This window comes from Sandaracinus amylolyticus (assembly GCF_000737325.1).
GTDB lineage: Bacteria > Myxococcota_A > Polyangia > Polyangiales > Sandaracinaceae > Sandaracinus > Sandaracinus amylolyticus.
This window is the reverse complement of the sequence record NZ_CP011125.1, coordinates 7071416-7083570: the sequence shown is the minus strand read 5'-3', so window position 1 is coordinate 7083570 and position 12155 is coordinate 7071416. Positions and strand designations below refer to the sequence as shown.

Here is a 12155-nt window from a genome sequence, read left to right as displayed (position 1 = left end):
GCGGGGCACGCACGTTGCTGAACGGTCCCCTCGTCCGTTGCTCGACGAGGAGGATCGATGATGCGTGCTGGCTCGTTCGTCTTCTGGTCCGCGCTCGCTGCGCTCACCGCGTGCACGCCAGCGCCGGCCGATCCACGGCCCGATCCCGACGCAGGCGCCGACACGCCCGACGTCGGCCCCGAGGTGCCGCCCGATCCCGAGCCCGCCGATTGTGTCGAGCCCGAGGTCGGCACCGTCGACGAGGACGTGAGCGAGCCCGACGACTCCGCGCTCGTTCGTCGCGTGCACGAGCTCGCGCGCGCCGGTCAGTCGATCGCGACGAGCGCGTTCCCCCGCGAGACCGCGGTGCGCGTCGCGATCGACATCGACGAGGACGCGATCCGGACCGCCGCCGACGGCTCCACCTACGCCGAGCTCGACATCGACGGCACGACCGTCCACGTCGTCAACGCGGGCAGCCCGACCGCGCGCCCGACGTCGTCCGATCTCGCGCTCCACATCGGCTCGCGCGAGCTGGTCGGCGCGTCGATCGTCGCGTCGTTCACCGAGACCACGCGCGGGTTCGAGCTGAGCCTGTCGTCGATGGACGCGAGCGGTGCGCCGGCGCGCCCCGTCGGGCCGCCCTCGCGCACGCAGCCGCCCGGCTGCCTCACCACCGCGTTCCAGGGCCTCGCGCCGCAGATCCCGCGCGACATGCCGCCGATCCGCCTGCCCGCGCTCACCGGCTGCGAGGACCTCACGCGCTGCTCGCAGATCCGCGCGGCGTGGGCCCGCGCGCACATCGAGACGTTCTGGGCGTACCTGATGGTCGAGTGGCTCGAGACGCGCTCGTTCGCCGATCGCGAGTTCGCGTGGGGCGCGCAGGGCCGCGACGTGCACGGCGAGCTCACGGAGCGGAACGTCGCGCCGGAGTGGTGGTACGGCGAGTACGACACCGGCCGCTTCGAGCGCGTGCACGAGGGCGTCGAGGACGTGTGGCGGGTGTTCCGCACGCTGAAGCACGGCCGTCAGACGGTGCGGCTCTACTGCCCACCGGCCGGCGAGACCAACGTGTGCAACGTCGGCTCGCCGCCCTCCGCGCATCACTTCGATCGCGGCGAGCTCAACTTCTGCGCGCGCTTCTTCACGGACCACGACGCCGACAGCCGCATTCGGCTGATGATCCACGAGCCGCTGCACTGGATCTTCGTCGGCGGCGCCGCGCTCCTCGATCGCCACACGCACGGCCACGGATCGGACTGCCTCACCGCGATCGAGCACGTGGACGCGATCTACGGCCCCGAGGAGGCACACGAGCTCGCGTCGTACGTCGCGCCGAACGGCAACGAGTGCCTGCACCGCGACATGGCCTCGCGCGCCGTCGACGTCTACGCGCAGATGATCCACCACTTCGGCCGCGCGGTGCGCACGCGCGAGATGGTGCGCTGGCCGTCGAACGGCGATCCGCCGCCCGCGCCGTGCGACGCCGCCGGCGAAGAGGGCTGCATCTGCGCCCAGGTGCCGAGCACCGGCGCGCCCGACGGCGACTACCTGCCGACGCAGTTCTGCCCGGATCACGACGGCGAGATGACGTGCGTGACGACGACGTTCAGCGCGAGCACCACCGTCGGCGTGTGCACGCGCTGCCAGCCCGCGGGCGACGGCGGCAACAACCGCCCCGCCGGGTGCGAGTGCGAGAGCGACGAGCAGTGCGCCACCGGGCTCAGCTGCTACGGCGCGGACACCCAGGGCGGCGGCGGCCTCGGCCACTGCTACCGCGACGATCGCGGCCCGCCCGACTTCGCGTGCGTCGCCGACTGCCGGCGCCTCTTCAACGACCCCCAGGCGGTCTGCATCCACGACTACCCGGGCGGTGCGCGCTGCTTCGAGCTCGCGTGCGACGACCCCGGCGTGTTCGCGCCCTGCTACGAGAACGGGACCGGCGTGTGCCGCACCGCGTGCGACTCGGAGGGGAACGACTGCGAGACCGGCTGCGGGAGCGAGTGCGTGAACGACACCGACTGCGACGAGCGCGGCTACCCCGCCGGCTACTCGTGCGTCGGCGCCGTGTGCACGTTCACCGGCACCTGAGCCCACGCCGTCGAGCGCTCGGGCGCGCCACGGGATCCACGTCGATCCGTGGCGCGCGACGTCGTGCTCGGAAGGCAGATCGCGATCGCCGCGCGCGTAGTCGACCTCGTGGTCCCGCGCCGCGCGCTCACCGTCGTCGCGTTCCTCGCCGCGGTGATCGTCGCGTCGGTCGGCGCGCGAGCGCGCGCGAAGCAGGACGCTGCGTGCGTGCCGGCGCCGGAGCTCTCGTTCACGACGCGGATCACGCGCTGGCCCGCATCGGGCCGGACCCAGGTCGACCACCGGTTCGCGACGCTGCGCGCGTGGGACCTCGACGGCGACGGGCGCGCGGATGCGCTCGTGCCGCGGCCTCGCGAGCGCGCGCCCGAGGGCACGTGCCCGGGCGAGGTGCGCTGGGACGTGTACGCGACGCGCGGCACCGCGTGCGACGTGCTGCTCGGCACCGTCGAGGGCGACGCGCCTCACGCGGAGGCGGTGCGCCCGGGCCACCACGGTCTGCGCGATCTCGTGACGACGATCGCGCCCGCGACCGGCGCGGAGGGCGCGACCCGGATCCGCTACGAGCACGACGGCACGCGCTACGTCGAGGTGTCGCGCACCCGAGGTCCGGCGCGCTGCGACGTGCATCCCGACGCCTGCCGCGACGTCCCGCACGCGACGTGCGACCTGCGCGATCACCCGAGCGTTCCGGGACGCTTCGACGCCGACGGAACCGTGCTCGCGATGCTGCGCGCGTCGGAGGCCGCGCAGGTCGCGTGCCGCGCGCCCGCGGCCACGATCGAGCGCTGCGACGTGCACGTGAGCTTCGCGAACGACGGACGCGTGACCGCGGTCGACGTGCGCGACTGCCCGCGTCGCCGCGCGTGCGTCGCGCCGTTCTTCCAGGCGCTCCGCACGTCGCCGTTCGTCGGCGATCCGGCGTTTCCGTCGACGTCCTTCCAGATCCCCGCGCCCTGAGCCGCGCGTCACCGCGCCGGGCGCAGCCCGCAGTGGAACGTGAGCGTCGTCGACGGCTCGTAGGGGCTCGTCTCGGTCACCATCGCGAACGACGACTCGCCCGGGAGCCACGCGATCGCGCCGCGCCACATCTCGGGCACCTCGCGGATCTCGAGCACCTCGAGCGTGTCGAGCGACACGAACACGACAGACGAGCTCCCGTGGTGGTCGTCGATCGCGAGCGCGCCGATGCCGTCGCCGATCGCGATCGTGCCGACGACGGCGCGCATGATCCGCGCATCGACCACGCGCGTGATGCGCTCCTCGTCACGCGTGCCGAGCGCGACGATCGCGGGGCGCGCGTACGACCCGACGTCGCTCGTGACGCGCTCCTCCGCCAGGACGAGCCACACGCCGTGCGACGCATCGAAGCGCGCGGCCACGGGCGTGATCGCCTCGTGCGACCACGCGTGCTCGTGCACGACCTCGCGATCGAGCGTCGTGCGCTCGACGATGGCGGCGCCACCAGCGCGGCGGAAGACGAGCTCGCGATCGCCCTCGTGCCCGAGGATCGCGAGCTCGCGATCCGCGTCGCCGACGTCGCGGACCTCGGGCGCGCGGCCCGCGACGTCGAGGGCGTACACCAGCGTGTCGTAGGTGCCGTCCTCGAGGCGGTGCACCGCGGTGCCGCGCACGCTCGTGCCCGACGCGACCACGTCCGAGACGAGCGCCCAGTCCTCCGGCGCCGAGATGGGCTCGCCGGCCGCGAGGCCGTTCGCGTCGACGTGGTGGAACATCGGGGGCGAGCCCCCGTACGCGACGAGCCCGTCCTGGATCGGCGTGAGGTGCTCGCCGGGGATCGGCCGTGGCTCGCCGCGCGCGATGCCGGTCGAGTAGAGCCGCTGGAGCGCGAGGCTCCGGGCACCCTCGGCGTCCCTCGCGGACCACGCGACCGCGAGATAGCCGTCCGCGCGCGGAGCGAAGTACGCGACGCGCGCGGCGCGCGCGGTCACCAAGATGCGCGGCTCGCACGGCGGCTCGGAGCCTCCTGCGTCGACCTCGACGTACGCGTCGACGTCGCTCGTGCCCGCGTCGACGAGCGCGACTGGATCGCGTCCGGCGTCGATCTCGATCGCGCCACCGTCGGACGCGGTCGCTGCGTCGACCTCGTGGCGCACGTGCGTGCCCGAGCATCCGCCGAGCGCGAGCACGAGCGCGCCGGCGCGCGCGGATGGAGCCCAGGAGCGAACGAGCGAGTGCATGCTCCGAGTGTGCCCGCGAGCGCGACGGGGCCGCGCTTAAATGGCGCGTTCAAGCGCGCCGTCGTCGTGGGGCTCCTCGAACGCGATACCCTCGCTCGCATGCGCCCTGCCGAGCCCGCGCGCCGATCACGCACCTGGATCTCGGTCCTCGGCGGCATCGCCGCGCTCGTCTGCGCGCTCCCAGCGCTCGTGCTCGTCTGGCTCGAGGTCGACATGGCGCGCGCGCACGACCACCCGGTCTCGCACTGGGACTACGTCGCTCAGGGCCTGCTCGCGGCGGCGTGGGGGCTCGGCACGGCGCTCGTGCTCTTCCGGCGATCGACGAGCGTGCGCGTGCTGATCGCGCCGGGCGTGTGCGGCATCGCCGTCGCGCTGATCGGTATCGCGATCAACGCGCAGCCACTGCTGGCGCCGGTGCTGATCGGACAGGACCGCGAGGCCGCCGACTGGATCCGCGTCGCGATGATCCCCGGCTTCGGCGGGCTCGGTCACCTCGCGGCGCAGTCGACGCGCCTGCGCGGCGCGCTCGATCGTGTCTTCTACGCGCTCGCGTTCCTGCTCGCGGTGTGGATCGTCGTCCGCGTCGTCGTCGTCGCGACGAGCTGAGCCACGGTCGTCAGCGGAAATTCCCGCGAGATCTTGGTATGTAGCCGCGACATGGCGCGCGGGCGGGAGCGTGGACGGCGCAGCGATCTCGTCGGTCGCGACGTCGAGCTCGAGACGGGGCGGGCGCTCCTCGCCGACGGTGCCCGGCTGCTCACGATCGTCGGCGCGCCGGGGATCGGGAAGACGCGGCTCGCGCGGGCGCTGCTCGAGGACGCTCCGCATCGGTTCGTCGATCTCGCGGCGGCGCGCGACCTCGGCGACACCTGCGCCGCGGTCGCGGCGGCGCTCGACGTGCGCGCGCTCTCGGCGCGCTCGGCCGACGATCTCGCGGGCGCGGTGCACGAGGCGCTCCGCACGTGGTCGGGCGGCGCGCTCGTCCTCGACAACGTCGAGCAGGTCGTCGACGTCACCGCGTCGAACATCGAGCGGTGGGCGTCCGCGAGCGCCGCGCCGCTGATCGTGACGTCGCGCGAGCCGCTGCGGGTCCCGGCCGAGCGCTGCCTGCCGCTCGCGCCGCTCTCGGTCCCCGCGAGCGACGACCACGACCCCGAGCGCATCCTCGCCGCGGACGCGGTGCGCGTGCTCCTCGCGCGCGCACGGGCGCGCCGTCCGAGCTTCGCGCCGAGCGACTCCGAGGCGCGCGATCTCGCCGCGATCGCGCGCGCGGTCGATGGCATCCCGCTCGCGCTCGAGCTCTGCGCGGCGCAGCTCTGGCTGCTGGGCGTCCACGGCGTGCGCGAGCGCGTCGAGTCGGGGATCGGCGTGCTCGGCAGCGCGGTGCGCGCCGGCGTCGATCGACACGGCACGCTGGCGGCGGCGATCGCGTGGTCGTGGGATCTCCTCTCCGAGGCGGAGCGCGACGCGCTCGCGCGGCTCTCGATCGCGCGCGGCGGGCTCGATCTCGAGGCCGCGATCGCGCTCCTCGAGCGGAGCGAGGCGGACACCCTCGCGGTGCTGCACGCGCTCCACGATCGCTCGGTCCTCCTCGTCGAGGAGCGCGACGGGCGCGCCCGCTACCGCGCGTACGAGCCGGTGCGCGCGTTCGTGAGCGAGCGCGCCGAGCTCGGCGCCGCGCGCGCGCGGCACGCGACGCACTTCGCGGCCCGTGCGATCCGCGACGGTGCGCGCGCGTCATCCGTGGTGCGCCGCGCGCTGCTCGCCGACGTCGAGAACGTGCTCGCGGCCTGCGATCACCTCGTCGATCCGCGCAGCGAGACCAGCGATGCCGCGCTGGGCGCGTCCGCGCTCGCCGCGATCGCGCCGATCTACACCGAGGGCCACCACGGCCCGATCGATCGCTACCTCGAGCGGCTCGATCGCGGCGGCGAGGTGATCGGCGAGCGCGACGCCGGCGCGCGGGGCCGCGTCGAGCTCGCGCGCGGGACGGTGCGCTCGCTGCGCTGGGAGATCGCCGAGGCCGATGCGCGCCTCGAGGCCGCGCGCACCTGGGCCGAGCGCGCGCGCGATCGCTCCACGTGCGCCGAGGCGTGGCTGCGCACCGCGCGGCTCCGCTCGATCGAGCGCCGCCACGACGCCGCGGCCGACGCGCTGGCGCGGGCCCGCGGCGCGATCGAGGTCGGCGTGGATCCCGCGATCGACGCGCTCCACGCGTTCGAGCACGGCTCGTCGCTGCTCGTGCAGCGCCGGCTCGACGAGGCCCACGCGTCGCTCGCGCGCGCCTCGGCGCTCTATGGCTCGCTCGGTGACGCGGCGCGCGAGGCACGCGCGGCGGCGAACGCCGCGCTCGCGCTCATGCACGCCGGCCGCGGCGACGAGGCGGTCGAGACGGCCGACGCCGCGCTCGCCGCGGCGCGGCGCGAAGGCCTCCGGCGCGCCGAGTGCGAGGTCCTCGCGGTGCGCGCCAACGCGCTGCTCGAGGTCGGCCGCATCGCCGACGCCGAGCTCGCGATCGAAGAGTCGCTCGCGATCGCGCGCGCGATCGCGCTCCACTCGTTCCACGCGGCGGTGCGCGGGGTGCTCGCGTACGTCCGCTTGTTCCAGGGCCGCTTCGCGGACGCGCTCCCGCTGATCCACGACACCGAGGCCGCGTACCGCGCGAGCGGTGACCGCGATCGCGCCGCGATCGCCGCGGCGATCCAGGCGATCGCGGCGGGCGCGCTCGGCCGCGATGCCCTGGCGCGCGAGCGGCTCGCGGCGGTGCGCGCCGTCGACTCCGCGGCGGTCGCGGAGGTCGCCGAGATCGCCGAGGCCCACGTCGCGCTCGTGCTCGCGCGAGGGGACGACGCGATCGAGCGCGCCGCCAGCCGAGCGCGCGCCCTCGCCGCGCCGGCTTCGTCGCACACCTCCGACGCGCGTCTCCTGCGCACGCTCCTCGCCCGCGCGATCCCCGAGCTCGCCGCCGACCTCGAGGTGGGCGTCGACGCGCGCTGGTTCCGCGTCGCGGGCGGCCCCGAGGTCGAGCTCCTCCGCAAGCGCGCGGTGCGCCTGATCCTCGACGCGCTCGTCGCGGCGCGCCTCGAGTCGCCGGGCGTCGCGCTCTCCACCGACACGCTCTTCCGCGTCGGATGGCCCGGCGAGCGCGCGAGCGAGAGCTCGGCGAAGAACCGCGTGAACGTCACGCTCACGCGGCTGAAGGACCTCGGGCTCCGGCCGCTCCTCCAGAGCCGCGACGACGGCGTCCTCATCCCGCCCGGCGTGAAGGTCGCGATTTGTAACGAACGGTAAGTCGATCGACGCGCCGGCCGCTCGCATACCGCGGCGCATGTCGACTCTCTCGTGGATGGTGCTCGGGGCGCTGCTCGCCGTCGGCGCGCAGGGGTGTGGGGGCGGGCGCGGCGACGACGCGGACGGCGGGCATCGCGACGCGCGCGCGAGCGGCGGCGACGGCGGCGGCGAGGGCTCGGCGCTGCCGGTGCGCTGCCCTCCGGGCGCCGACGATCCGGTGTGCGGACAGGCGCGCGAGGACAACCCGATCGGCGCGGGCCCGCGGCCGCGCGCCCAGGTCGGCCTCACGCCGATGCTGACCGGCGGCGTGCTCGACGGCGAGACGCTGGTGATCGGCGGCTCGTGGGGCGGCGGCGACGCGCTCACCGGCGCGGTGCTCGAGATCGAGCTCGGCTCGGGCGATCGCCGCGCGCTCTCGGGCGTGGTGAACGATCCGCGCACCGGCGAGCAGACGATCGGCGCGGGCCGGGCGCTCGGTCAGGTGCAGGACGTCGGCGTGCGGAGCGACGGCGACGTCGTCGCGCTCTCGCGCGTGTCGACGACGCGCGTCGAGCTCGTGCGCATCGCGCGCGAGAGCGGGGACCGCACCGTGCTCTGGTACAACCAGCTCACCGCGGACGGACACGAGACGACCGCGGCCTGCACCGACGGCGCGGCGCGCGAGATCCCGAACGTCGACGACAGCTCGCTCGCGATCGGTCCCGACGACGAGATGTACGTCGTCGCGCGGCCCGCCGATCCGAGCGCCGCCGCGATCATCGCGATCGCGGCCGACGGGCGCTCGTGCGCCATCACGACGTTCGACGGAGAGGCGCAGCCCCCGGGCGCGAACCGCGGGAGCGGCCCGAAGATCACGGGCGGGATGCGCGGTCTGCGCTATGCGGGCGGGCGCCTCTACGGGACCGACGCGGGTGTCTCGAGCCTGATCGCGATCGACGTCGAGACCGGCGATCGCGTCGTGATCTCGCGCAGCGGCTCGAGCGGCACCGTCGGCGCGGGCGAAGCGCTCGGGCACTCGCGGCTCGACGTGGACGTGGCGGGCGGCCGCGCGCTCACGATCGACGACGAGCTCGGCGGCGCGACGCGCATCACCGAGATCGATCTCGAGAGCGGCGACCGCACGACGGTCGCGCTCGTGTCGAACACGGTGCACGCGCCGGGGGAGGGCGGCGTCTGGTTCCACCCGTCGCGCCCGCTCTACGTCGCGGTCACCTGGAGCACCGCGATCGCGCTCGTCGATCCCGTGAGCGGCGAGGGGAACCTGATCTCGAACTGAGCGCGGCGCCGCGCGCATACCCGCAGCTCACGCGTGCTAGTGCATGCGGCGATGACACGGACCACGTCGCGCCGCGCGTTCGTCGAGCTCGCCGCATGCGGCCTCGGCGCTGCTGCACTGCCGGGCTGTGGCTCGGCGCTCGCGCCGGCACCGCGCCCGTCGCACGCCCGCGCGCCGGCGCCCGAGACGCCGCTGCGCGCCGCGCCCCTCGAGCGGGTGCGCGTCGGCTTCGTGGGCGTGGGCGGCATGGGCTCGGCGCACGTGCTGAACCTGCTCACGATGGACGCGGTCGATCTCGTCGCGGTCGCCGACATCGTGCCTGCCCACGCCGAGCGCGCGCGCAGCTGGGCGACCGAGCGCGGCCGTCCGGCACCCACGCTCTACACCGACGGCGAGCGCGACTTCGAGCGCATGATCGGCGAGGAAGCGCTCGACCTCGTGATCACCGCGACGCCGTGGGAGTGGCACGTGCCGGTGATGCTCCGCGCGCTCGAGAGCGGCGTCCACGGCGCGACCGAGGTCCCCGCGGCGCTCACCGTCGACGACTGCTGGGCGCTCGTCGAGGCCTCGGAGCGCGCTTCGCGTCACTGCGTGATGCTCGAGAACTGCATCTACGATCGGCTCGAGCTGATGACGCTCGCGATGGTCCGCGCCGGCGCCCTCGGCGAGATCGTCCACGGGCAGGGCGGCTATCTGCACGACCTCCGCGCGATCAAATTCGCGCGCGACGGAGAGGGCCTGTGGCGCCGTCGCTGGGACACGCTCGTCGACGGGAACCTCTATCCGACGCACGGGCTCGGGCCCGTCGCGGCGTGCATGGACATCCATCGCGGCGATCGGCTCGAGCGGCTCGTGTCGATGAGCGGCCCGTCGCGAGGCCTCGCCGACTGGGCGCGCACCCGAGTCGACGAGGCGGACCCGCGGCGCGCCGAGCGCTACGTCGCGGGCGACGTGAACGTCACGCTGATCCAGACGGCGCGAGGGCGCACCATCACGCTCGGCCACGACACGAACCTCCCGCGCCCGTACAGCCGCGGGTTCACGATCCAGGGCACGCGCGGGATCGTCGAGGGCTCGCCGGAGCGCATCCACATCGAGGGCAGGAGCCCGGAGCATGCGTGGGAGAGCGTCGAGGCCTATCGCGACGAGCACGAGCACCCGCTGTGGCGCGCCGAGCTCGCGTCCGCGCACGAGCGCCCGGGGCACGGCGGGATGGACTACCTCGAGCTCTCGAGGCTCGTGCACTGCCTGCGCGAGGGCCTGCCGGTCGACATGAACGTCTACGACGCGGCCGCGCTGTCCTCGATCATCGAGCTGTCGGCGAGGTCGGTCGCGGCGCGCGGCGCGCCGCAGGACATCCCGGACTTCACGCGCGGCCGCTGGCAGGCGTGGACGCGCGGCGAGGTGATCTGACGGCGCGCTGCGGTTGCCTCGATCCGCACGCCGCCGTAGAGCCGCGGCGCATGCGCACCGCGACCGAGTCGTTCGATCTGGCCTGCCCGCCCGAGGGCTTCTGGCGCGTCTACCTCGATCCCGAGTACGTGCGCGCGCTCTACCTCGGCGCGCTCGGGTACCGGGCCTGCGAGGTGCTCGAGGTGACCGACACGTCGCGGAAGCTCCGCGTCGTGCCGAAGATGAACCTCCCGGGGCCGATCGAGGCGCTGCTCGGCGACGGCTTCGCGTACGAGGATCACGGCACGCTCGATCGCGCGAAGAACGAGTGGACGTGGCGGATGGTGCAGCCCGAGCAGCTCGACCCGCGCGCCAAGCCGAGGAAGGACGTCGTCACGACGCGCGGCACGATCCGCGTGACCGCGACCGGCGGAGGCCGCTGCCGCCGCACCGACGAGCTCGTGATCGAGGCGAAGCTCTTCGGCATCGGCGGCATGATCGAGGCGGTCGCGGAGAAGGAGACGCGCGCGGCGTGGGCGAAGGAGCGCGCGCTCCTCGCCACGTGGGTCGCGAAGCTCCGCTGACGCTCGCGCCAGCCGTCGCGCTCGGTGCGCGATCAGCGGTGCTCGTACGCCCCGATGTCGGGCGTCGCGTCGCGCGGATGACCGTCGAAGTCGGTCGCGGTGGCGCGCAGTGGATCGCCGGCGTCGATCGCGGGGGAGTCGCCGCGGAGGTGGTGATCCTCGGGTCCGACGAGACGGGGATCGTCGCGCACGCTGCCGGTGTCGCGCAGGCCGTTCAGGAGGCGGAAGTCGGTCCCCGCTCGGTCGACGAGGTTGTTCGTGTACGTGTTGTTCCTGCCGGTGCTGCCGCTCTCGAGGATGCCGTAGCTCGTGCAGCGGGCGACGAGGTTGTTGGTCACGTGCACGTCGTCGGCGGGCAGGCGGGGGCCGTACCAGTCGCCGGCCCCGATCACGATCCCGACGTCGCTGTCGGTCACCGTGTTGTGGGCGATCACGAGCTCGCGCGCGTCGTGCCAGAGGTGGATGCCGGCAGCGCCGATGCGGTAGACGACGTTGTTCAGGATGCTGCCGGTGGTGCTGTGGTAGATGCCCTGGACGAAGCGGCAGCCCCGCGCCCCGATGTCGTGCACGCGGTTGCCGACGATGTGGTTGTCGACGCCGTCCCAGTAGGCGTGGGTGTTGATCCCCGAGCCGCCGGCGGAGGTGCACGCCGTCGAGGTCGCGATGTCGTGGACGTGGCAGTTGCGCACCGTCACGTGGGAGCCGCCCACCGTGATGCCGTTGCGCCACGTCGGTCCGTCGCGGCCGTCGACCTGGAACCCGTCGATCACGACGTGGTCACCGCGATCGTCCCACGCGACGACGCGGGGACCGCTCCCGGGCACGAGCACCGCGCCGTGGCGCTCGTCGGAGAGGTAGACGATCGGATCGGCCGCGGTGCCGTCGGCCTCGGTGCGGATGGAGCCTGCGTACTCGCCGGGCGCGACGTGGACGAGGGTGCCGGGGGTCGCGGCGCGGGACGCGCGCTCGATCGTCGCGAAGGGCCTCTCGCGCGTGCCGGGGTTCGAGTCGGAGCCCGTCGTCGCCACGAAGAGCTCTCGCCACGGCCGGCCCGCGTCGAGCGTCCCGGCGTCGGAGGACGTGCCGGCGTCCGAGGAGGACGCGCCGGCGTCCGAGGACGTGTCGGCGTCGAGCGAAGCGCCGGCGTCGGAGGACGCGCCGGCATCCGTCATCGCGCCGTCGACCGGCGGACGCGCGGCGTCGGACGGCGGCCCACCGTCGGTCGCCGTGATCGTCCCCGGCGTGCACGCGAGCGTCAGCGCGCACACGAGCGTCGGAGTGAGCCTCGGAAGAGCGTCTCGTCGCCGTGTCGTGGTCATGTGCGCAGCCTGCAAGGCGCCCTCA

9 protein-coding genes are annotated in these 12155 nt (G+C 74.4%); 7 read left to right on the top strand and 2 right to left on the bottom strand.

The window, feature by feature from the left end; all coding sequences use genetic code 11:
• The first annotated feature begins 57 nt into the window (after positions 1 to 57).
• Positions 58 to 2070, top strand: a complete 2013-nt coding sequence (locus DB32_RS30045; RefSeq protein ID WP_157069553.1) for a hypothetical protein — start codon at positions 58 to 60, stop codon at positions 2068 to 2070.
• A gap of 48 nt (positions 2071 to 2118) precedes the next feature.
• Positions 2119 to 3027, top strand: coding sequence for a hypothetical protein (locus DB32_RS30040; protein WP_053236086.1), 909 nt, complete (start codon positions 2119 to 2121; stop codon positions 3025 to 3027).
• A gap of 8 nt (positions 3028 to 3035) precedes the next feature.
• Here the strand turns inward: DB32_RS30040 and DB32_RS30035 are convergent, their stop codons facing one another.
• Entirely contained in the window at positions 3036 to 4268 is a 1233-nt protein-coding gene (locus DB32_RS30035; RefSeq protein ID WP_053236085.1) for a hypothetical protein, read from the bottom strand.
• 99 nt (positions 4269 to 4367) lie between these two features.
• Here DB32_RS30035 and DB32_RS30030 point away from each other — a divergent pair, with 99 nt between their 5' ends.
• From DB32_RS30030 to DB32_RS30010, 5 genes are read left to right on the top strand one after another with little or no spacing between them, the layout of a single operon-like run.
• Entirely contained in the window at positions 4368 to 4874 is a 507-nt protein-coding gene (locus DB32_RS30030) for a hypothetical protein (protein ID WP_053236084.1), read from the top strand.
• A gap of 51 nt (positions 4875 to 4925) precedes the next feature.
• Positions 4926 to 7559 (top strand): ATP-binding protein, encoded by a 2634-nt coding sequence (locus DB32_RS30025; RefSeq protein WP_053236083.1) that lies wholly within the window; start codon positions 4926 to 4928, stop codon positions 7557 to 7559.
• Positions 7560 to 7596: 37 nt separating this feature from the next.
• Positions 7597 to 8835 carry a hypothetical protein gene (locus tag DB32_RS30020; protein ID WP_053236082.1) on the top strand — a complete coding sequence of 413 codons (1239 nt, stop codon included), beginning with the start codon at positions 7597 to 7599 and terminating at the stop codon, positions 8833 to 8835.
• 51 nt (positions 8836 to 8886) lie between these two features.
• Positions 8887 to 10248 (top strand): Gfo/Idh/MocA family protein, encoded by a 1362-nt coding sequence (locus DB32_RS30015; RefSeq protein ID WP_053236081.1) that lies wholly within the window; start codon positions 8887 to 8889, stop codon positions 10246 to 10248.
• A gap of 50 nt (positions 10249 to 10298) precedes the next feature.
• On the top strand, positions 10299 to 10811 hold the full coding sequence (locus DB32_RS30010; RefSeq protein WP_053236080.1) for a DUF2505 domain-containing protein: 513 nt from the start codon (positions 10299 to 10301) through the stop codon (positions 10809 to 10811).
• Between the two features lie 32 nt (positions 10812 to 10843).
• Here the strand turns inward: DB32_RS30010 and DB32_RS30005 are convergent, their stop codons facing one another.
• Positions 10844 to 12130 carry a right-handed parallel beta-helix repeat-containing protein gene (locus DB32_RS30005; RefSeq protein ID WP_169791606.1) on the bottom strand — a complete coding sequence of 429 codons (1287 nt, stop codon included), beginning with the start codon at positions 12128 to 12130 and terminating at the stop codon, positions 10844 to 10846.
• Positions 12131 to 12155: the final 25 nt, after the last annotated feature.

Excerpts from the sequence above, each read along its gene's own strand:
- DB32_RS30045 (WP_157069553.1), top strand. The coding sequence starts at position 58 with ATGATGCGTGCTGGCTCGTTCGTCTTCTGGTCCGCGCTCGCTGCGCTC.
- DB32_RS30035 (WP_053236085.1), bottom strand. The coding sequence starts at position 4,268 with ATGCACTCGCTCGTTCGCTCCTGGGCTCCATCCGCGCGCGCCGGCGCG.
- DB32_RS30030 (WP_053236084.1), top strand. The coding sequence starts at position 4,368 with ATGCGCCCTGCCGAGCCCGCGCGCCGATCACGCACCTGGATCTCGGTC.
- DB32_RS30025 (WP_053236083.1), top strand. The coding sequence starts at position 4,926 with ATGGCGCGCGGGCGGGAGCGTGGACGGCGCAGCGATCTCGTCGGTCGC.
- DB32_RS30020 (WP_053236082.1), top strand. The coding sequence starts at position 7,597 with ATGTCGACTCTCTCGTGGATGGTGCTCGGGGCGCTGCTCGCCGTCGGC.
- DB32_RS30015 (WP_053236081.1), top strand. The coding sequence starts at position 8,887 with ATGACACGGACCACGTCGCGCCGCGCGTTCGTCGAGCTCGCCGCATGC.
- DB32_RS30010 (WP_053236080.1), top strand. The coding sequence starts at position 10,299 with ATGCGCACCGCGACCGAGTCGTTCGATCTGGCCTGCCCGCCCGAGGGC.
- DB32_RS30005 (WP_169791606.1), bottom strand. The coding sequence starts at position 12,130 with ATGACCACGACACGGCGACGAGACGCTCTTCCGAGGCTCACTCCGACG.